A 21,270-nucleotide genomic window follows, 5' to 3' on the forward strand; every position below is an offset into this window, starting at 1 on the left:
CAGCTCCGTTCAGCTCAGGCCGACGATCTCGCCGTCGGCATCGAGGTCGATATGGCGCGCGGCAGGGTCGCGGCCCAGCCCCGGCATGGTTCGCATGTCGCCGCAGATCGGGTACACGAACCCGGCGCCCACCGACGCGCGCACTTCACGCACTGGCAGCGTCCAGCCGGTCGGAGCACCCTTGAGCGACGCATCAGACGAGATGGACAAGTGCGTCTTGGCGATGCACACCGGCAGGTTGCCGAACCCGTTGCGCTCGTAGCCGTCGATCTCGCGGTTGGCACGGGCGGTGTAGCTCACGTCCTCCGCGCCGTACACCTTGGTGGCGACCGCATGGATCTTGTCGCGCAGCGGGACGTCGTCGGGATACAGGACGGCGAAGTCGGTCGGCTCTTCGGCGGCTTCGGCCACCGCCTCGGCCAGTTCGGCCGCTCCGGCACCGCCGTCGGCGAAGTGCGTGCAGCGGGCCGACAGCGCGCCGTACTCCGACGCGATCTCGGCGATCGCCGCCAGGTCCTCCTCGTTGTCGCCCGGGAAGGTGTTGATGGCCACCACCGGCGACACACCGTGCATGCGGACGTTGGAGAGCTGCTTGCGCAGGTTGTCGCCGCCGGCATGCACCTCGTCGGGATTGGCCTCGAGCAGCGCCGGGGGCAGCGGCCGCCCGGCCACGATCCGGTGCTTGCCCGAATGCGCCTTCAGACCCCGCACCGTCGCCACGATCACCGCGGCATCAGGTGACACCCCCGAATACCGGCACTTGATGTTGAAGAAGCGCTCAGCACCCATGTCGGCGCCGAACCCGGCTTCGGTCAGCAGGAAATCAGACGTCCCGATGCCGATGCGGTCCGCCACGATCGAGGAGTTCCCGGTGGCGATGTTGCCGAAAGGACCCGTGTGCACCAGCGCCGGCGAGCCTTCCAGCGTCTGCATCAGGTTGGGCTTGATGGCTTCGCGCAGCAGCACGGCCATCGAGCCGGCAGCGCCGATGTCCTCTGCGGTCACCGGGTCGCCCGAGCGCGTGTAGCCGAGCACGATGCGCCCCAGCCGGGTCCGCAGATCCGACATCGAGGTGCACAGCGCCAGCGTCGCCATGACCTCCGACGCCGCAGTGATGTCGAAGCCGGACTCGCGGGGGATGCCGTCGAGGCGCCCGCCGAGGCCGATGGTGATGTTTCGCAGTGCCCGGTCATTGACGTCCAGCACTCGCCTCCAGGTGATGTTGTGGATGTCGAGGCCGGCCTCGTTGCCGTGGTACAGGTGCGCGTCCAGCATCGCGGCACACAGGTTGTGGGCGGCGGTCACCGCATGCATGTCGCCGGTGAGATGCAGGTTGAACAGATCCATCGGTACGACTTGGCTGTAGCCGCCGCCGGCGGCGCCGCCCTTGATGCCGAACGTGGGACCCATCGACGGCTGCCGGATGGCGATCGTGGCGGTGCGGCCGATGTGCGCAAATGCCTGGCCCAGCCCGACCGTCGTGGTGGTCTTTCCCTCGCCCAGCGGGGTCGGGGTGATGGCAGTCACCACGACATAGCGCCCGCGCGGCCGGTCCGCCATGGCCTCGGCTGCCTCGAGCTGCACCTTCGCTACGCCGACGCCGTACATCTCCAGGTATTCCCGCGGGATGCCCGCTTCGTCTGCGATCTCGGTCAGCAGCCGGATCTGTGCGGCCGAAGCAATCTCCAGATCGCTCGGTATCGCTCCTGTCGTCGTCATGTCGTTCACCCTCCCCGGTGAGAGTCCCACATGTTGGTAGCCGATTGGCGGGCTGTTCGGCTACTGTTCCCCTAGATGCTGTTCCACAGAGTGGAACTGTTCCATCATACAGAACAGCAGCGAAGCAGTTCAGCACAGCTGCGAACCGGCAACAGCGGGGGATGAGAGGTATGAGCGACTTTCCGGCGCGGGCAGGCTGTGTCGTCATCGGTGCTGGGATCGTGGGCAACTGCCTGGTCGGTCATCTCAGCGATTTGGGATGGACCGACATCGTCCTGCTGGACAAAGGGCCGCTGCCGAACCCCGGCGGCTCCACCGGTCATGCTTCCAACTTCATCTTCCCGGTCGATCACTCGAAGGAAATCGTCGACCTGACCGTCGACAGCCAACGCCAGTACTCCGAACTGGGCCTGCAGAACACCTGCGGCGGCATCGAGGTCGCCCGCTCGGCCGAGCGCCTCGAGGAGTTCCGCCGCCGCATGACCTCGGCGACCTGCTGGGGCATCGAGTCCCGGCTGCTCAGCGTCGACGAGGTCATCGAGATGGTCCCCTTCATCGACCCCGATGTCATCCTGGGCGGCTTCTACACGCCGAGCGTGTCGGCGGTGGACTCGCTCGAGACCGGCACGCAGATGCGCCGGCGGGCAACCGAGGCCGGTCACCTGCAGACGTTCGCCAAAACCGAGGTCCTCGACATCGAGACCGTTCCGGGACCCAACCGTCCCCGCATCAGCGCGGTGGTGACCGACCGGGGCCGCATCGAGTGCGACACGGTGGCCATCGCCTGCGGGGTGTGGAGTCCGAAGCTGGCCCAGATGGCCGGTGCAACGATCCCGCTGACCCCCGCCGTGCACCAGATGGTCGACGTGGGGCCGTTCGACGTGCTCGTCGAGACCAACCAGGAGCTGGCCTACCCGATCGTGCGGGACATGGACACGTTCTGCTACGAGCGCCAGTCGGCGGGCTCGATGGAGGTGGGCAGCTACGCACACCGGCCGATCCTGCACCGTGTCGAGGACATCCCCTCCAACGAGGCAGCGGCGCTCAGCCCCACCGAGATGCCCTTCACGCCCGACGACTTCGATGAACAGCTCGAGCAAGCCATCGAGCTGATGGAGTTTCTGGGCGACGGTGAGATCAAGTACGCCATCAACGGCCTGCTGTCGCTGACCCCCGACGCCTCGCCGGTGCTCGGCCCCACTCCCGAGGTCGAGAACCTGTGGTCGGTCGCTGCGGTGTGGGTGAAGGAAGGCCCCGGCGTCGGGCGGCTGCTGGCCGAATGGATGACCTACGGCTACCCCCGCATGACCGACCCGCACGGCTCGGATGTCACCCGCTTCTACCCCCAGGACCGCAACGTCATCCACATCGAGACACGGGCCGACGAGCACTTCAACAAGACGTACGGCATCGTGCATCCCCGCGAGCAGTGGGCCACACGCCGCAACCTCACCTGCGGGCCCGCCAAGGCCCGCACCGATGATCTCGGCGCCTTCTACTTCGAGGCCGGCGGCTGGGAGCGGCCGCACTGGTACGAGTCGAATGCCGACCTCGTCGAGCACTACGGCATCGCCGACCGCACACATGAGTGGGATGCTCGCTGGTGGAGCCCGATCACCGACGCCGAGCACCTGCACCTGCGGGAGCACTGCGGGCTGGTCGACATCTCGCCCTTCCAGGTGTTCGAGGTGTCGGGTCCCGGCGTGGTGCCCTACATCGAGAGGATGGTGGTCAACAAGTGCGATCTGCCGGTCGGGCGCTCGATCTACACCCCGGTGCTGACGGCGGACGGCGGCTTCCGCTCGGATCTCACGATCGTGCGGCTGGCCGAGGACCGGTTCCGCATCGCCACCGGCGCATTCGACGGCGGCCGCGACGAGTACTGGTTCCGTCACAACCTGCCGCCCGAGGGCGTGCATTTCGAGAACCGCACCGAGGCCCTGGCCACCTACGGCGTGTGGGGCCCCGACTCGATCGAGCCGCTGCAGACCCTGACCGAGACCGACCTGTCCCAAGAGGCCTTCAGTTACGGCCAGGCACGCAACGTGCTGCTGTCGGGGATCCCGACGCAGATGTTCCGCATCTCCTATGTGGGCGATGCCGGCTTCGAGATCTACTGCCCGACCAGCGCGGGGCTGGCCTTGTGGGACGCCATCACGAAGGCCGGACGCGACTTCAGCCTGCGCCCCGTCGGGGCGGGGGTGTACGGCACCACCGGGCGGCTGGAGAAGGGCTACCGGCTCATGGGCGCCGAGCTCGAGAGCGACTACAACCCGGTCGAGGCGGGCCTGGCCCGGCCGCGCGTCAAGGCCGCCGACTTCATCGGCAAGGAGGCCTACCTAGCTGCCCGCGAGGCGCCGCCGGCCGCCCAGCTCTCGATGCTGCGCTTCGACAGCCTGCGCTGCGCCGAGGGCTACGACCGCTTCCCGATGGGGGCCGGCAACGAACCGGTGCTGACCACAGCGGGGGAGCGGATCACCGATTCACATGGCCGCGTGAGCCGTGTCACGACGGCGGGCAACGCCCCGTCGCTCGACGCCTACCTGGCGATGGCCTACCTGCCGCCCGAGCTGGCCGCCGCCGGCACCGAGCTGGCCGTGATGTACCAGAACGAGCTGTACCCAGTCACCGTGGCGGCGACGGGAGCGAACTTGGCGCTGTTCGATCCCGACGACAGCCGCATGAAGGCCTGAGCGGCGGGGAGACGCAGGATGCGCATCCTGATCTGCGTGAAGCGGGTCCCCGCGGTGGGGTCGCGCATCAACGTGACCGCCGACGAGCAGCAGGTCGACACTGCGCACCTGGGCTTCACCACCAGCCCGCATGAAGAATGCGCGGTCGAGGAAGCCGCTCAGATCGTCGAACGGCTCGACGGCGACGACCACGCCGTGGTGGTGCTCACGCTCGGCCCCGAGGAATCCACCGAGCAGCTGCGCTACGCAGCCAGCGTGGGCGGCACGGAGCTGGCGCTGGTGGTCGCGCCCGGCAGCCTGGACTGGGACCCTCAGCGCACCGCGGTGGCGATCACTGACGCCGTGCGCGAGCTCGAAGCAGCCGGCGGGGAGTTCGACCTGATCCTGTTCGGCAACGAGTCCGCCGACGGCGGGAACTTCCAAGTCGGCATCCGGGTGGCGTACGCGCTCGGCCGCCCGATCGTGAACGGCATCAAGGGCATCGACGTCACCACCTCCGGCATCGTGGCCCGCCGCGAGACCGACGCCGGCTACGAGGTGTACGAGCTGGAGACACCCTGCGCCCTCGGCGTCAAGGAGGGCATCAACCTGCCCCGCTACCCGACGATGAAGGGACGGCTGGCCTCACGCAAAGCCCAGATCGCCGAGCTGGACTGTGCCGAAGGTGCTGCGGCCGGCGGTCAGGCCAGGGTGAGGCTGCACCGGCCCCCCGAGCGTGCGAGCACCACGGTCATGCTCGGCGACAGCGCCGCTGCGGCACCGGCCGTGGTGGATCTGCTCGATGAGCTGGGGGTGCTGTGAGCGCCGTCGCCGTCCTCATCGACCACGACCGGGGCCTGCCGTCGGGCGGCGCGCTCGAGGCGCTCACCGCCGCCCGGGCGCTGGCCGCCGACCTGGGCGCCAGCCTCGAGGCCGTAGTGCTCGGTGACGGCCGCCTGTTCGAAACCCACGGCGACGATCTGCGGGCCGCGTGCGCCGCCCACGGCGCCGCTGCTGTGCACTGCGGGCGCCACCCGCTTCTGGCCGACTACGGGCCGGACGCGTGGGGCGCAGCGCTCGCTCACTTCGTCGGAGCTGCGGCACCCGCTGCCGTGGTGGCGGCCGGCACCGACCGGGGTGCCGAGGCGATGGCTCAGCTCGCCGCCCGCACCGACCTGCCGCTCGTGGCGAATTGCGTAAGCGTGTCTGTGGCGACGGTGCCATGGGAGATCACCCGCATCCAGTGGGGCGGCTCACTGCTCGAAGACGTGACCCTCACCTCGGCCTTGCCGCTGCTGACCATCGCCCAGCACTCCGTCGAAGCCGAGCCGGTCGACGGCGGCGCAGCAGACATCCAGGTCGCCGTTTTCGAGCCCGACCTAGGAGCGGAGGCCCAGCGCACTCTGGTGCGCGACCGGGTCACCCTCACCGAGGGCATCACGCTGTCCACCTCGCCGGTGGTGGTGTCGGGCGGCCGGGGCGTGGGCTCCGCCGAGGGCTTCGCACCGCTCGAAGAGCTGGCAGAACTGCTCGGCGGCCGGGTCGGCTGCTCCCGGGCAGTCACCAACAACGGCTGGCGCAGCCACGCCGACCAGGTCGGCCAGACCGGCACCCGCATCGCACCGGAGATCTACATCGCATGCGGCATCTCCGGCGCCATCCAGCACTGGGTGGGCGCCATGGGCTCGAAGAACATCTTGGCGATCAACATCGACCCCGAGGCGAACATGGTCACCAAGGCCGGATACGCCGTCATCGCCGACCTGCACAAGGTGGTGCCCGCCATCTCCGACGAGATCCGTCGCCGCCGGGATCGCCAGCCCGCCTAGGAGGCTGGTCGGAAATGGGGATCTTGCCACACAGCAAGTCCCTGACCTGCGGGTTTGCATCTGACAAACGCCGAGACAGCGGCCTTCCGACCAGCCTCCTAGCCCCGGCAGCGCATCCTTCCGTACCGCCACCTTGGCCCGCGAAGTCCCAGCCGAACGTGTCAACCTCACCGCCCAGCGCCGCGACGCCCACCAAGCGCCCCGCGACCTCGTGTGCGAAGGCGCCGCCGCCTACAGCGAGCCTCGCCCCGGGGCCCCACACGTCCGCAAAACCCCAAACACAGCACCCGACCCGCCGACGCCCCAAGCCAGACTGCCGCTCATCACTATGACCGCGGCGGCGACGTCCGCTCGTCGCCGTTGTTTCCCCAGCAATCGACGGTGCCGTCGGTGCGCAGCCCGCACGAATGCAAGCTGCCGGCGGTCACGGACGTGAACCGGCCCGTCGGCCGCGATATCAGCACGGCCTCGACGGTCAGTTCGGCGCCGTCGTCGCCGTCGTCTCCCCAGCATGCGATGGTGCCGTCGGTGCGCAGCCCGCACGAATGCACGTCGCCGGCGGTGACGGACGTGAACCGGCCCCCCGGCGGCGACGCCTTCCCGGCGGCGTCGTCTCCCCAGCATTCGACGGTGCCGTCGGTGCGCAGTCCGCACGAATGCTTGCCGCCGGCGGTGACGGACGTGAACCGGCCCCCCGGCGGCGACGACTGCCCGCGGTCGTCCCATCCCCAGCATTCGGCAGTGCCGTCGGTGCGCAGCCCGCACGAATGCACGCGGCCGGCGGTGACGGACGTGAACCGGCCCCCCGGCGGCGACGACTGCCCGAAGATGTCGTTTCCCCAGCATTCGGCGGTGCCGTCGGTGCGCAGTCCGCACGAATGCTTGCCGCCGGCGGTGACGGACGTGAAGCGGCCTCCCGGCGGCGACGACTGCCCGCGGTCGTCGTTTCCCCAGCATGCGATGGTGCCGTCGGTGCGCAGCCCGCACGAATGCTCGCCGCCGGCGGTGACGGACGTGAAGCGGCCTCCCGGCGGCGACGACTGCCCGCGGTCGTCGTTTCCCCAGCATGCGATGGTGCCGTCGGTGCGCAGCCCGCACGAATGCTCGCGGCCGGCTGACAGCAACGTGAGCTTTAAGGTGGGACCCCTCGTGAACCGGCCTCCCGGCGGCGACGACTGCCCGTATTCATCCCATCCCCAGCATTCGGCGGTGCCGTCGGTGCGCAGCCCGCACGAGTGGACATAGCCAGTTGACAGGGACGTGAAGCGGCCCTCCGGCGGCCACGACTGCCCGAAGTTGTCGAGTCCCCAGCATTCGGCGGTGCCGTCGGTGCGCAGCCCGCACGAGTGGAAGTTGCCAGTTGACAGGGACGTGAAGCGGCCTCCCGGCGGTGACGCTTGTCCGTTTTCGTCGTGTCCCCAGCATGCGATGGTGCCGTCGGTGCGCAGCCCGCACGAGTGGAAGTTGCCAGCTGACAGGGACGTGAAGCGGCCTCCCGGCGGTGACGCTTGTCCGTTTTCGTCGTGTCCCCAGCATGCGATGGTGCCGTCGGTGCGCAGCCCGCACGAGTGGAAGTTGCCGGCTGACAGGGACGTGAAGCGGCCTCCCGGCGGTGACGCTTGTCCGTTTTCGTCGTGTCCCCAGCATGCGATGGTGCCGTCGGTGCGCAGCCCGCACGAATGGAGGTAGCCGGCGGTGACGGACGTGAAGCGGCCCTCCGGCGGCGACGCTGCCCCGAAGCCGTCGAGTCCCCAGCATTCGGCGGTGCTGTCGGTGCGCAGCCCGCACGAATGGAGGTAGCCGGCTGACAGGGACGTGAAGCGGCCTCCCGGCGGTGACGCTTGTCCGTTTTCGTCGTGTCCCCAGCATGCGATGGTGCTGTCGGTGCGCAGCCCGCACGAGAAGAAGTTGCCGGCTGACAAGGACGTGAACGATGCGGAGGCTGGAGCGGCCGTGTCGGCGTCGTCGGTCTGCTCGGCGGCGGTGCTGATGCCTGCTGTGGTGTTGTCGGCGGCGCGTCGGCCGACGAGCTGGGCGGTGTGCCAGCGGGAGGCACCGCCGAGACGGGTCATGTCGCGGCCGGCGAGCTTGGCCGCGGGCACCGCAGCGGGTCCGCCGACCACGTATCCGCCGGCTGTGGCGGCGGCGAGCCGGACCCGCTGGCTGGGCGGCATGCGGCTGCTGCGGGGGCCGGCGAGCACGACGCAGTCGGTGCCGAGGACTCCGGCAAGGGTGACAGCGCTGTAGATGTCCGACTGAGCGGTGGCATCGGAGCCGACCACGATGGGGATCTCCCCGGCGCAGCTTGACGCAATCCACGGCTCCGCGCCGACGAGATACACGCCGGGCTGATGCACGTCGGACGGTGCTGAGAGCGTCGTGTCGGGCACGCTCGGAGCAGCCGGGGGGCGCCTTTCGGCGAGCGCACGGGCCTGGCTGCCGACGAGCTGGGCGGTGTGCCAGCGGGAGGCACCGCCGAGACGGGTCATGTCGCGGCCGGCGAGCTTGGCCGCGGGCACCGCAGCGGGTCCGCCGACCACGTATCCGCCGGCTGTGGCGGCGGCGAGCCGGACCCGCTGGCTGGGCGGCATGCGGCTGCTGCGGGGGCCGGCGAGCACGACGCAGTCGGTGCCGAGGACTCCGGCAAGGGTGACAGCGCTGTAGATGTCCGACTGAGCGGTGGCATCGGAGCCGACCACGATGGGGATCTCCCCGGCGCAGCTTGACGCAATCCACGGCTCCGCGCCGACGAGATACACACTCGTCGGTTGCGCCGCCGCAGCCGGCGGTAACAATGTCGAACCCGCCACCACAGCAGCGGACATCACAGCGGCCAGCAGAACTCGCCGTCTCGGCATCGCACGCGCCTCCCAAAGAACATTGGAAACGCTAGTGCGGTGTCCACATGCCTGTGCATGGTGACACCGAAGCAAAACACTGGAACTGCGGGCAAATCTTAGGTTCGCAAGCGCGCGAACGTTTGTGGACATCGCGCTAGCTGCCTGCGCGTTGCGAGCCGCTGTCGGGGAATGAGTGCCGGGGCCTTCCCGCTATCGCGGCGCCTCGTCGGTGGCGGGGCACGGCCTCACGGGTTTGCCTCAGTCCCGTTCGGAGGTTCCGCAAGGACCGTGCTGATGCAGCCGCGCACTTGCTCGTCAGCAGAGGCCGTCAGATTTCTGTGCGATCGGCAGCGGGGCGCGGCCGGCTAGGTGGTCCGTGAGATTCGACGCTGCGTCGATCAGCAGCAGGCCGATGTCATGGGTGCGATTGGGGTCGGGGAACCTGTACGCCGGACCGTGCACATGCAGTGCCGCAACCACCGCGCCCTCGGGGTTCAGCACCGGGGCGGCCACTGAGTTGATGCCGATGGCGAACTCCTCGTACACCCAGACGTAGCCGGCGCTGTGCACCTGGGCCAGCCGGGTCCGCAGCGCCTCAGGGTCGATCATGCTGCTCGCGGTGGTGGCTTCAAGTCCTGCGGCCAGGTAGTCCTCGAGGTCATCGGGGCTGAGGCTTGCCAGATACACCAGTCCTGACGGCACCAAGTGCATCGGGCAGTACTCGCCGATCCACGAGCGCACCTGCACTTCGGACTCCGGCTCGACCTGGTCGAGGTAGTAGACGGTGCGGTCGGCGCGCACGCTGACACCGGCGGTCTCGCCGACATGGCTGACCAGGCTGTGCAGGTGGGGGCGGGCAGCGGCCAGCAGGCTGCGATCGTCGCCGGCAGCTCCGATGATGTCGATGAGCCCTTGCCCGATGCGATACTCGCCGCCGGCGTCATCTTGAGCGACAGCCCCGACGGCTTCGAGCGAAGTCAACAGGCGGGCCACCGTGCTCTTCGGCAGCCCGACGTGGTCCGCGACATCAGTGACACCTTGCGGACCCACGGCGAGAGCACGCAGAACGGCGAACGCGCGCGAGATCGACTGCACCAACTCTACGGTAGCTCCCAAGCGGTGCAGACCTGTCAGCTGCCCTCAGTCTTGTGCCGTATTGTGGAACTGTTCTGCTGTACGGAACGCTGCCATGCTCATACGGTGCACGCGAAGTGCAGTCGATGCAGTCAAGGTGAAACAGCTCTTATCACATTAAAAGACATTAAAAGGACCTGTGGCACATGGAATTCGAAGTCACAGGACTCACGTAACCGGGAGGGGCGATGCCGCGGGGAACCAGTGCTCAAAGAGGCACAGCCCGACGAAACAGTGCACGACCGGGGGAGCGCCACGCACCGCTCGCGCGACTCGACACACCTCTCGTGCGAGACGGCGGTGTCCTGCGCCCGGCGAGCTGGGATGATGCGCTGGAAGTTGCCGCGTCGGGGCTGCGAGCGGCGACCCAGCAGCACGGCGCCGGCGGCGTCGGCATGTTCTCGTGCTCGAAGAGCACGAACGAGATGAACTACGCAGCCCAGAAGTTCATGCGGACGGTGCTGAAGTCCAACAACATCGACTCCTGCAACCGCACCTGACACGCTCCGTCGGTCGTCGGTCTGGCGACAGTGTTCGGTCTCGGAGGCGGAACGTGCTCCTACCAGGAGATCACCGAGACCGACGTGATCCTGCTGTGGGGGTCGAACGCACGCGAGGCGCATCCCATCTTCTTCCATCATGTGCTGCGCGGTCTGAACCGCGGGGCCGTGATGTACGCCGTGGATCCGCGGAGAACCTCATCAGCCGAGTTCGCCGACGTCTGGCTGGGGCTTGATGTCGGCACCGACATCGCTCTGGCGAACACGGTGGGACGCGAGATCATCGCGCAAGGCCTCCACGACCAGTCCTTCATCGAGCGAGCCACCACCGGTTTCGACGACTACGCGGCCTCGGTCGAGCCGTTCACGCTGGATGAGGGCGCCCGGCTGACGGGCGTGCCCGCCGAGGCGATCGCAGAGATGGCCCACGCCTACGCCACCGCTCCCACGGCGCAGATCCTGTGGACGCTGGGCATCACCGAGCACCACACCGCCGTCGAGAACGTGCTGTCGCTGTGCAACCTGGCGCTGCTTACCGGCCATGTCGGGCGCCGAGGCTCGGGCTTGGTGCCCCTGCGAGGCCAGAACAACGTGCAAGGCGGCGGCGACATGGGCGCGCTGCCCGATCGCCTGCCGGGATTTCAGTCGCTGGCTGATCCCGAGGCGCGGACCAGGTTCGAGCGGGTCTGGGACTGCGAGCTGAACCCGGTGCCCGGCAAGCACCTCACCGCAATGTTCGAGGCCATGGAGGAGGGCGAGCTGCGTGCGCTGTACGTCATCGGCGAGAATCCAGCCGACTCCGAGGCGAATGTGGCCCATGCCCGCAAGCTGCTCGAAGGGCTGGACCTGCTCGTCGTGCAGGACATCTCGCTGACCCATACGGCCCGCATGGCCGACGTGGTGCTGCCCGCAGCCGCAGGCTGGTCGTCCAGCGAGGGAACGGTGACATCGTCGGAGCGGCGCGTCCAGCGCGTGCGGGCTGCGGTGCCGCCGCAGGGCGACGCGCGCGACGACGTCCGCATCATCGGCGACCTGGCTCGGCACATGGGTGCGCCGTGGTCCACGGTGACGGCGCACGAGCTGTGGGACGAGCTGCGGACGCTGTCGCCCCTGCACGGAGGCATGAGCTGGGATCGACTCGAGGCGAGCGGTGGTCTGCAGTGGCCCTGCCCCCACGACGACCATCCGGGCACTGAGTTCCTGCACTCGTGGCTGTGGGCGGACGACCTCGACGGTCACGCGCCTGCGCCGTTCTCGGTGAACGTCCACCGCCCGCCGGCGGAGGCGCTGAGCGAGCAGTTCCCCCTGCGTCTCACCACGGGAAGGGTCCTCGACTCGTACAACACCGGGGCGCAGTCGGCCGGCTATTCCTCGCCCATCCGCAGCGGTGACGCGATCGAGGTGAGCCCTGCCGACGCTGCGGACCTCGGCATTGCCGACGGCGACGCTGTGCGGGTGAGCTCGCCCCGCGGCTCGGTGAACATGGAGGCAAGCGTCACCGACCGTCTGCCGGCGGGCTTGGTGTTCGCCACCTTCCACTTTCCGGACTTGGTCGACGTCAACCTGCTCACCAACGACGTCTGGGACAAACGCAGCGGAACGGCCGAATTCAAAGCTGCGGCAGTGCGCATCGACCCCCTGAGATCGAGTCCAACGCGATCAGGCCCAGCAAGGTCGGACTCGACGATCGCGGCCGGTGGGGCTGGTGGCTGACCTTCACTTCTCCGATGCCGCTGCGACCGCATCGGAGCGACGGGCGGTGATGGCAGCGCTCAGCGTCAACGACGCCGGCCCCGGTGCTGTCGTCGTCGACCACCCCCGCGTCGTGCGGGGCGGGACACGTCGCCGCAAGCAGATGCGGCACCTGTTGCTGCCGGCCCTGCACGCCCTCCAGCGGGAGGCGGGCTGGATCTCCCCAGGCGGTCTGAACTTCATCGGGCGAACCTTGGGTGTGCCGCCCGCCGAGGCCTACGGCGTGGCCACGTTCTACGAGATGTTCAGCACCGAGGCGCCGGCGCACAAGCTCAGCGTGCGCCATGTGTGCATCGACCCGATCTGCGCCCTCGCCGGCGCGTCTCGCCTCGCGTCCAATCTCCGCTCCCAAGGCCATGCGGTGCATGAGGGGCCATGCCTGGGCCAATGCGAGCGGGCCCCGGCAGTGTTCATCCAGGGTCGGCGAGAACCCGACCGGGTCCCCGATGACGAGGGCGGACCCGATTCGCTGCTGATGAGCGTCACCGCTGACGTGCCCGAGGCGCCCAGCCTGCTGCGCCACATGATCGAAACCACAGCCGGAGCGGCCGAGGCTGTCTCGATGGAGGCATACCGTGCCCGGGGCGGTGGATCGGCGCTGGCGGCCGTACTGGCGCTCGGAAGCGACGAGGTCATCTCGCAGATCAGCAGCTCGGGGCTGTCAGGCCGGGGCGGCGCGGCATTCCCCACGGGGATCAAGTGGCGGGCGGTCGCCGATGGTGACGGACCCAAGCACGTCGTCGCCAACATCGACGAGTCCGAGCCGGGCACCTTCAAGGACCGGTTGCTGTGCGAGCGGGACCCGCTCGCGATCATCGAGTCGATCACGGTGGCCGGCCTCGTGGTGGGCGCGTCCAAGGGCTGGATCTACATCCGTGGCGAGTACCCGCTGGCCACCCAGCGGCTGCGCCACGCCATCGCGCTCGCCCGCGCCGAGGACTGGCTGGGCGGCGACGCGGCGGGTTCGGGTCAGCCGTTCGACATCGAGCTGCGCCGGGGCGCAGGTGCCTATATCTGCGGCGAGGAGACCGCTCTGTTCAACTCCCTCGAGGGTTTCCGAGGGGAGCCGCGCAACAAGCCGCCGTTCCCCACGACGCACGGGCTCTTCGGCCGTCCCACGGTGGTCAACAACCCCGAGACCCTGCTCAATGTGAACGAGATCCTGCGGATCGGTCCCGACGCGTACCGCAGCGTCGGCACCGAGGCCTCGCCGGGCACCAAGCTCTTCTGCCTGTCGGGCCATGTGGGGCGGCCAGGGCTGTACGAGGCACCGTTCGGTATCCCGCTGGGGGAACTGCTGTCGATGGCAGGTGGCGTCCAGGGCGAATTGCAGGCGGTGCTGCTGGGCGGGGCGGCGGGCAGTTTCGTCGGGCCCGACTCGCTTAACCTGCCGCTGTCGCTGGAGGACACGCGCAACGCGGGCACCACGCTCGGCTCGGGTCCGGTGATGGTCTTCAACGACTCGGCCGACATGGCCTTGGTGATCGAACGCCTGGCCAAGTTCTTCCGCGACGAGTCCTGCGGCCAATGCGTGCCGTGCCGGGTCGGCACTGTCCGCCAGCATGAGATCGTCACGCAGATCCGCCGAGTGGGCGCGCCGGCCGACGTCCAGCGGCACCTGCTCGACGACATCGCCATCGCCATGGGCGACGCGTCCATCTGCGGACTCGGACATACTGCGGCATCGGCAGTGCTGTCGGGAATGCGGTTGGGCTTGCTGGAGGCTGAGCCGCAAGGCGAAGCCGTGGCCCGAGCGGCCCATGAGCCCGTATTGATTCGAAACAGGGAACAAGAGCGGGAAGCAATGCCTTCGGCACACAAGGACGAGAATGCGTCGAGTGCTCCTGCAGAGGCTGGAGAGTCATGACTTCCGGCAATGGCAGTGTCCCCCCAGAGACGACGACGCAGGTCACCCTGAGCATCGACGGGCGCGAGGTGACTGTGGCACATGGCCAGACGATCCTGGCTGCCTGCACCGCCGCCGGTGTCGACACTCCGACCATCTGCTGGGCGCCCAACCTGACACCGGTGAACGTGTGCCGCGTCTGCGTGGTGGAGATGGAGGGTTCTCGCACGCTCGTGCCCGCTTGCTCACGGCCCGCGGAGGACGGCATGCAGATCAGCACGGACTCCGAGCGGGTACGCCACAGCCGGCGCATGGTGCTGGAGTTCTTGGGATCGGCCAACGACCTGTCTCAAGCCACCGAGATCGCAGAGTGGTCCGAGCACTACGGCGCCGACGCTGGGCGCTATGTCTCGGCTTTGAACGAAGCTGGAGAAGCTGGGACCGGCACGGAGATCGATGCTGAGTTCGATACTGGGGCCGCGGTCGAACTCTCCCGGGTAGACGATCCTGTGCGGATCCAGGACGACCTCTATATCCGCGCGTACGATCGCTGCGTACTGTGCTACAAGTGCGTCGAAGCGTGCGGCGACGACGCCCAGCACACTTTTGCCATTGCGGTGGCAGGGCGGGGCTTCGATGCGCGTATCCGCACTGAGTACGACGTCGAGCTCCCGGAGAGTGCCTGTGTCTATTGCGGCAATTGCGTCGCCGTGTGTCCGACTGGTGCCTTGCAGTTCCGCACCGAGTTCGATCTGCGGGCAGTGGGCGAGTGGCGACCAGATGACCAGACTGTCACCCGCACCGTGTGCTCGTACTGCGGCGTCGGCTGCAACCTCGAACTCCATACCCAGGACGATCAGATCGTGAAGGTCACTTCGCCGGCGGATCACTCGGTGACCAGCGGTCACCTGTGCATCAAGGGCCGGTTCGGCTGGCAGTACGTGCACGCACCGGCCTACGAGCCTGTGGTTGCTGACACGTCCACCCCAGAAGGCCCTGCTCCTGACAGCACAGGGTCCTAGACGCCGGTGTCGGCGGACGAGCCGGCCCCGGCCGCCGGAGGCGGCGCATCGGGCACAGCCGCCGGAGGCGGCGCATCAGGCACGGCCGCCGGAGGCGGCGCATCAGGCACGGCCGCCGGAGGCGGCGCATCAGGCACAGCGCGCATATCTCGTCGCAACCGCGCGCTCAGGCGCGCCCGAGAGATGGCTGCCGAACGTATGCCGCGCACCTCGCGAGCCAAGGCTCCCGAACCGGTGGTCGGCGGACCGGCGCTCGCCTCGACGGCAGCCCGCAGCACGGCGCTGTTTGTCGGCATCGCGCTGCTGATGGCCGGCAATGGCCTGCAGAACACGCTGCTCGGCGTCCGGGCTGAATCAGAGGGTTTCGGATCCACTGTCGCGGGTCTCGTGATGGCGATGAACTTCGTGGGATTCCTCGTGGGCGCTGCCGTCGCGCCGCACTTTCTGCGCCAAGTCGGCCATGTTCGGGTCTTCGCCGCCTTGGCATCAGCGGGCAGCAGTGTCGTGCTGGTGCAGGCGGTGTTCGTCAGTCCGGTGGTCTGGGGTGTCGGACGCTTCGCGTGGGGGATCTGCTTCGCCGCCTTGATCGTGGTTGCAGAGACCTGGCTGAACGAGTTGGCGACCAACGAGAACCGGGGTCGGATGCTGGCCCGCTACATGGTCATCACCATGGGGGCCATCGCAACCGGCCAGCTGCTGGTGGCCACCGCCGACACTGACGGCTTCGCCCTGTTCGCCGTAGTGTCGGTGATGGTCTCCTTGGCACTGGTGCCCATGTCGCTGTCGGCATCCGCCAGCCCTCCGGTGGTGGCTCCCGAGCGCGTCGGGCTGCGAACGCTGATGCAGACGGCGCCGACCGGTGTGGTCGTGGCATTCCTGGTCGGGGCTGCGCTGGGATCCATCTCGGCGATCGGCCCGGTCTACGCGGCATCGCGAGGGCTGGCCCCGATCCAGGTGGCGCTCTTTGTGGCAGCGCCCATGGTCGGCAGCCTCTTCGGTCAGATCCCGCTGGGGCGCCTGTCTGATCGTGTGCCGCGACGCATCGTCATCGTGGCAGCGGCATTGATCGCCGGCAGTGCCTGCGTCGTCATGATGCTGCTCGACGAGGCGACGCTGGTCGGCGTCGCTGTGATGGCCATCATGGGGGCATTCGCCTACCCGATCTACTCCATGGCGGTGGCACAGGCGAACGACTGGCTGCGGGACTCCCAGCGAGCCGGGGCCAGTGCGGTGATGGTGCGCATGAACGGCGTCGGTGCCACCGTGGGTCCGATCTGCGCGGCGATCGGCATGTCGGTGACCCTCAATGCGTTCTACGTCGTCATGGCAACAGCGCATGTGTCCATAGCGGTGTTCGTTGCCGGCCGCATGCTGCTGGTCGCCGGTCCGACCGTGGAGCAGCAGGGGACGTTCCTGCCGATTCCCGCCCGAGCCTCAGCAGCAGTGGCGACATTGCTGCGACGGCGCCGATAGGACGGCGGCGAGCGGAGCATGGGAGCGCTGTTCGGCCTGCTCACCTCGGTGAGCATCGGCACCAGCGACCTGTTCGGTCGCCGGGTAGTGACTCGCTGCCATGTGCTGTCCGCGATGATCGTGTTCCAGGGTGCAGCGGCTCTCGTCTCACTTGCAGTCCTGCTGTTCATTCCGGGCTCGTTCGCCGGCGACGACTTCGGGCGAGGCCTGGCGTCGGGGCTGGGGCTCGGAGCAGGCTTGGCGCTCTACTACACGTCGCTCGACCGGGCCGGTTCGGCCATCGCCGCACCGATCGTGGCGACGCTGTCAGCGGTCATCCCGTTCGCGTACACCGCCCTGCGGGGTCATGAACCGCCGCTCATCGGCATCATCGGGGCCGCCGTGGCCTTCGGCGGGCTGGGCTTGGTGACGGCTGGCGGAACCCGCGGCGCCCACATCGCAGCGGGGACCGTCTGGGCAACGTTGTCGGGCCTGGGCTACGGCGTAGGTCTCAGCGTCCTGGTGGACCTGTCCGAGAGCTCGGGCGCCTGGCCGGGATTCGGCCAGCGGCTGACGTCGGTGGCGCTCATGGCCGTCGTGGTCGCGATCCGGGGTCTCCCTGCGCTGCCCCCACCCGAGGTGATGGGTTTCGCGCTGCTGACCGGTGTCGCCAGTGCCGGAGCCACTATCTTCTACATCATCGGCATCTGGTTCGACCCGCCCGCCACCGTGGTGGGCGCGTCGATGTTCCCGGTGATGAGCGTCATCGTCGGCAGGCTTGCCTACCAGGACTCGCTCAACGCACGCCAAGGAGCAGGAATTGTCGCTGCCGTGGCCGGCGTCACTGCCGTCGTCTCCACCTGACCCGCAGGCTGTGACGATACGAACGAGAAAGCGCGAGATGAAATCGCAGACGCGCTCAGATCAACGTACGACGCGACCTCGGATGTATCCCGCTGTCCTCTTGCACGAAGGATTACGTTGCAAGTGCGGTCGGTCGAGCAGGCCGACGCCCGGTGCGGACGACCACCGCAGTACCGATCCTGCGTTGGGAAGGAATCCCGTGATTGAGTTCGGTCAGCATCTCGACTGGGTCGTGTACGGGGACAACGCAGATGTCTTGCCGAAGCTGCCCGATGCCTCCTTCCCGCTCATATACATCGATCCGCCATTCAACAGTGGTCGAGAACAGCGAAGGACCTCCATCACGGTGATTCGCGACACAGCCGGCGATCGAACTGGTTTTGGAGGACACCGCTACTCGTCGGTGAGCGACAGCACTACAGCGTTCGACGAGTCCGTCCTGGGCAATTGGCATGCGTGCAATCTGCCCAAAGGCCAGCTGGCCGAAAAGAAGAATTGCCACAGGACCTACCGCGGTGTGTATATGGAGGTGGAGTCGTTCACAGGCAACGATGGTTTGATGGTTTGTACGTCACCACCGCGCACAATGCGGCACATGTCGACACCGATGGTGGGGTGCAACCGATGGGCATGGGCGGCCGCGGTTGCCGGTGGGGAGCGGCGGGCGCCCGCTTTGACTGCTGGTTCTTCGACACCGACAACTCTGAGGGCTTCACCGGCAGCGACCCCGCCGCAGTCGATATCACGGGCACGGCTGCGCGGAGCCCGTTGGCCGCTCCGTTCATGTCCTTTGCAGAGGGCGGGTACCGGTACGCGGTGTTCCCGGAATCGTTCACGGGCGGGGACATCACGCGGGTCAGGAAGCTGCCGGTCGGGAACGACGAGACGGACAGCGCCGTAGTCAAGACGACGAAGCGAGTTCGGACAGCGCCCTATGCAGAGTCGTGGCTTCGGGACCCCACAGATGGCGCTGCGGACGACAGTGTGCTGCAGGTGCTGATCTGCTCTGAGGATGCAACCAATGAGCATCAGGACTGCTCGTGGGCGGCCTCGAATCACAGCGCGTTCCGTACAGCGATGCGTGCGAGGTACCCGTGAGCGCGAGGGCGCGCCGATGCGCTGCGGCGGCGGTGGTGCTGGCTGCGGCATGTTCGGGACAGGCCAGCGTCCCGGGCCATAGCTCTGGGGCGGTGCCGGTCCCCGCGCGGCCCGTTGCGCCGACGATACCCGGGAGCATCGATATGCCGACGTCGGCCCAGGTGCCCGATGACGCTCGGGCCATGCCCGAGACGAGTGTTTCTGAGGGCGCGGAGGAGAGTCCTCGGTCGGCTGTGTCCACGAGCACGTGGGTGGTCTTCGAGGAGACGGAACCCGAGCCGCCGCGCTGGCCGATCCTGGACCGGGTGCGGGTCCCGCAATCCGATACCGACACCAAAGGCGCAGGGTTCTGGTTCGATCCACCGTCGAGCGCGAGGCTTGAAGCAGAGGGGATCACGATTGACGATTGGTTCGCGCACCATTACGTCACCGATTACGTCACCGACTTGTGCGAGGCCGGTTTCGAGCAGGAGGACACGTTCGCCGACGATGCCGATCCCGTGGACGGGCGGCTGTCAGCTCTCATCGACGTGGCCGAATGCCCCGATCGAGCCAGCGTGGCCGAGCCCGTGAGCTGCGTGCTGATCAGATCCGACGGTACCCGCGAGCCATGCCCGGAGCCCGACCAGCCGGTCTTGGAGGGTGAGGGGCGGTGGATGGTCGACGACGAGTGCGCAGCAGGCGTGCACGGCACCACGCACAGCACACGTCAGCAGGCGTGGCAGGCCGCGGCGCGCGACCGTGCCCTGCGAACCCTGCCATACGGGGCGCGGCCGCTGGGATTGTGGCCCGAGGCGGGTGGGCCGCTGGGCTGTGGGGGCATCAAGTACGCGGACCCTTCGTCGCCTATCGACGAAGTGCGGATACTGCCCGAGACGGTCGCCGTCACCGACGGAACTTTGCGGGGCTTGGTTCGCAACTGGTCTCGAACGCTATGGGCATGGGAGGTCCAGGTGCACGCCGACGGGCGGACTGCCTGGTGGCCGTTGACCATCCAGCCCGGTGAGACCGCTCCCTTCGAGATGCCCGACTGGCACGGGCCCGCCGACCCTGCCCACATAGCGTTTGCCGTCACAGCTGTCTTGTCCGACGACGCCGACCTATCGCGGGGCTTCGAATTCTACTCCGGGGTGTCGCCATACCTGTGCCCCGGGGATCGTGTGATTGACCAAGGGGGACTTGCCCACCCCAGTGTCGGCGTGGAGTTGCTCCCCCAGGTGCTCGACGATTTCCCGCCCGAGGTCCTCAATGAGAAGTGCCTGCGAGTCTTGGACTCGAAAGGCGCGATACGCCATCGGTCGTTATCCAGCAGCGCCGATCTCGGTCCCGTGCCGTCACATCCCAGTATGCATGGCCGCCTCGCACCCGGGCTCATCACGGACCTGCGCGCGTATCTCGCTCGTCTCGACGACTCGGGGCGCGTCACAGAGTTGCTCCGATTGACACCGTTCAACTCCGAAGGCTATGTAGTGGACCTCAACGACAACGTGGTTCGTGGCGAAGACGGCGCGGAGCTATGGGTCTCAGAGTCGGTCACACGCGAATATCCGCCCCTCAACGGCGGAGCCGGCAGCATCAGACTGCTCTTTGAGGATCCATCTCCAGACGACTTGGTGATCTGGATCGGCGGCGCTCACCATGCGGTCGACGGAGGAAGTTGATCCAGCTTCCGGAATCGGCGGCGACACCACTGCCGCAGTGTCCGACGAGTTCACCGTGATTCCCGCGGGTGCTGTGTGCACCGCAGTGCCCGCGGACGCCACGGTCACCCCGGCGACCGGCGCTACGCGCACGGTGGGTGTGGAGGTGGACGCCGACGCGTCGGTGACGGTCACGGTCAGGTGCGCCAACGGCGTCGAGTCCGATGCGGCGGCGGCGACGTTCGCTGCGGGTGAGGGCTGCAGCAGCGCTTTGGGGGTGCTGGGTGGGGAGCAGGCGCAGCCGGTGGCGGGCACCATCAGCGCCGACGCAGACTGCGTTTCGACGCGGCGCCGTCACCCCCACAGCATCGGCAACCGCACCTATTGTGCGCGCTGGCACACCTTCGCGCTCGACTCGCCGGGATGGGTGACGATCACGCTGGAATCGGCCGCCACCAACAGCCGCCACCTGGACCCGTTCGTGATCCTGCTCAGCGGCGGCGCCGGTGACGGCACCGGCACCCACATCGACCACAACGACGACCACCGCTCGGGTTATGACACCCACCGTTGGAACAGCCGCCTGGTGGAGGTGTTCCTCCAGCGAGGCAGCTACACCATCGAGGCCACCACGTACGGCCAGCGCCGCACCGGCGACTACACCCTCACCGTCGACGCCGCCCGACCGGGTTGGCCGCCTCATATGACGCAACCGTGGGCCGCGAACTGCGAATCGAGTTCAACCTCGGCGAGTTCCATGCCGCCGCCACCGCATCGCACAGCGACCTCGAAGTCAGCGCCGAAAGCTCGGGCACCAGCGGCACGCTGCTGCTCAGACCGTCGAGTACCCGGACCGCGACAGCCCCCTCGATGAGGTGAGCGTGCTCGACGGCACCGTCAGC

General features: G+C 68.1%; 15 protein-coding genes. 11 read left to right on the plus strand and 4 right to left on the minus strand.

Annotation, left to right across the window (positions count from 1 at the left end):
• Positions 1-9: 9 nt before the first annotated feature.
• Complete coding sequence (locus tag ACOGXQ_RS01535) at positions 10-1,719, minus strand: formate--tetrahydrofolate ligase (RefSeq protein ID WP_419945708.1); 1,710 nt, start codon at positions 1,717-1,719, stop codon at positions 10-12.
• A gap of 170 nt (positions 1,720-1,889) precedes the next feature.
• Between ACOGXQ_RS01535 and ACOGXQ_RS01540 the strand changes: the two genes are divergently transcribed.
• The 3 genes from ACOGXQ_RS01540 to ACOGXQ_RS01550 are packed head-to-tail and all read left to right on the plus strand — an operon-like array spanning position 1,890 to position 6,220.
• Entirely contained in the window at positions 1,890-4,412 is a 2,523-nt protein-coding gene (locus ACOGXQ_RS01540) for an FAD-dependent oxidoreductase (protein WP_419945709.1), read from the plus strand.
• A gap of 18 nt (positions 4,413-4,430) precedes the next feature.
• Positions 4,431-5,213 carry an electron transfer flavoprotein subunit beta/FixA family protein gene (locus ACOGXQ_RS01545; protein ID WP_419945710.1) on the plus strand — a complete coding sequence of 261 codons (783 nt, stop codon included), beginning with the start codon at positions 4,431-4,433 and terminating at the stop codon, positions 5,211-5,213.
• On the plus strand, positions 5,210-6,220 hold the full coding sequence (locus ACOGXQ_RS01550; protein WP_419945711.1) for an electron transfer flavoprotein subunit alpha/FixB family protein: 1,011 nt from the start codon (positions 5,210-5,212) through the stop codon (positions 6,218-6,220). Before ACOGXQ_RS01545 ends, ACOGXQ_RS01550 begins: the two co-directional genes overlap by 4 nt.
• A 326-nt stretch (positions 6,221-6,546) precedes the next feature.
• Here ACOGXQ_RS01550 and ACOGXQ_RS01555 read toward each other — a convergent pair whose 3' ends face one another.
• Together ACOGXQ_RS01555 and ACOGXQ_RS01560 are read right to left on the minus strand one after the other, a co-directional pair.
• On the minus strand, positions 6,547-9,078 hold the full coding sequence (locus tag ACOGXQ_RS01555; protein ID WP_419945712.1) for a hypothetical protein: 2,532 nt from the start codon (positions 9,076-9,078) through the stop codon (positions 6,547-6,549).
• A gap of 297 nt (positions 9,079-9,375) precedes the next feature.
• Positions 9,376-10,155, minus strand: coding sequence for an IclR family transcriptional regulator (locus tag ACOGXQ_RS01560; protein WP_419945713.1), 780 nt, complete (start codon positions 10,153-10,155; stop codon positions 9,376-9,378).
• Positions 10,156-10,382: 227 nt separating this feature from the next.
• On the opposite strand from ACOGXQ_RS01560, the gene ACOGXQ_RS01565 reads away from it, so the two are divergent.
• From ACOGXQ_RS01565 to ACOGXQ_RS01575, 3 genes are read left to right on the plus strand one after another with little or no spacing between them, the layout of a single operon-like run.
• Positions 10,383-12,407, plus strand: coding sequence for a molybdopterin oxidoreductase family protein (locus ACOGXQ_RS01565; protein ID WP_419945714.1), 2,025 nt, complete (start codon positions 10,383-10,385; stop codon positions 12,405-12,407).
• 49 nt (positions 12,408-12,456) lie between these two features.
• A complete protein-coding gene (locus ACOGXQ_RS01570; protein ID WP_419947319.1) occupies positions 12,457-14,313 on the plus strand; it encodes an NAD(P)H-dependent oxidoreductase subunit E in 1,857 nt (618 codons plus the stop codon).
• On the plus strand, positions 14,310-15,314 hold the full coding sequence (locus tag ACOGXQ_RS01575) for a 2Fe-2S iron-sulfur cluster-binding protein (protein ID WP_419945715.1): 1,005 nt from the start codon (positions 14,310-14,312) through the stop codon (positions 15,312-15,314). Before ACOGXQ_RS01570 ends, ACOGXQ_RS01575 begins: the two co-directional genes overlap by 4 nt.
• Here ACOGXQ_RS01575 and ACOGXQ_RS01580 read toward each other — a convergent pair.
• On the minus strand, positions 15,311-15,451 hold the full coding sequence (locus ACOGXQ_RS01580) for a hypothetical protein (protein ID WP_419945716.1): 141 nt from the start codon (positions 15,449-15,451) through the stop codon (positions 15,311-15,313). The two genes, ACOGXQ_RS01575 and ACOGXQ_RS01580, sit on opposite strands and share 4 nt — an antisense overlap.
• A 46-nt stretch (positions 15,452-15,497) precedes the next feature.
• On the opposite strand from ACOGXQ_RS01580, the gene ACOGXQ_RS01585 reads away from it, so the two are divergent.
• The 5 genes from ACOGXQ_RS01585 to ACOGXQ_RS01605 all read left to right on the plus strand — a co-directional run bounded on the left by ACOGXQ_RS01585 (position 15,498) and on the right by ACOGXQ_RS01605 (position 21,242).
• The gene (locus tag ACOGXQ_RS01585) at positions 15,498-16,787 is read left to right on the plus strand and encodes an MFS transporter (protein ID WP_419945717.1); all 1,290 of its coding nucleotides are present in this window, start codon (positions 15,498-15,500) and stop codon (positions 16,785-16,787) included.
• A gap of 18 nt (positions 16,788-16,805) precedes the next feature.
• Positions 16,806-17,630, plus strand: a complete 825-nt coding sequence (locus ACOGXQ_RS01590; RefSeq protein ID WP_419945718.1) for an EamA family transporter — start codon at positions 16,806-16,808, stop codon at positions 17,628-17,630.
• 624 nt (positions 17,631-18,254) lie between these two features.
• Positions 18,255-18,728 carry a hypothetical protein gene (locus tag ACOGXQ_RS01595; protein WP_419945719.1) on the plus strand — a complete coding sequence of 158 codons (474 nt, stop codon included), beginning with the start codon at positions 18,255-18,257 and terminating at the stop codon, positions 18,726-18,728.
• 182 nt (positions 18,729-18,910) lie between these two features.
• Positions 18,911-20,389: a hypothetical protein gene (locus tag ACOGXQ_RS01600; protein ID WP_419945720.1), complete on the plus strand. Its 1,479-nt coding sequence runs from the start codon at positions 18,911-18,913 to the stop codon at positions 20,387-20,389.
• A complete protein-coding gene (locus ACOGXQ_RS01605) occupies positions 20,367-21,242 on the plus strand; it encodes a hypothetical protein (RefSeq protein WP_419945721.1) in 876 nt (291 codons plus the stop codon). Before ACOGXQ_RS01600 ends, ACOGXQ_RS01605 begins: the two co-directional genes overlap by 23 nt.
• Positions 21,243-21,270: the final 28 nt, after the last annotated feature.

This window comes from Candidatus Poriferisodalis sp. (genome assembly GCF_965208485.1).
Classification (GTDB): Bacteria; Actinomycetota; Acidimicrobiia; order Acidimicrobiales; family Poriferisodalaceae; genus Poriferisodalis.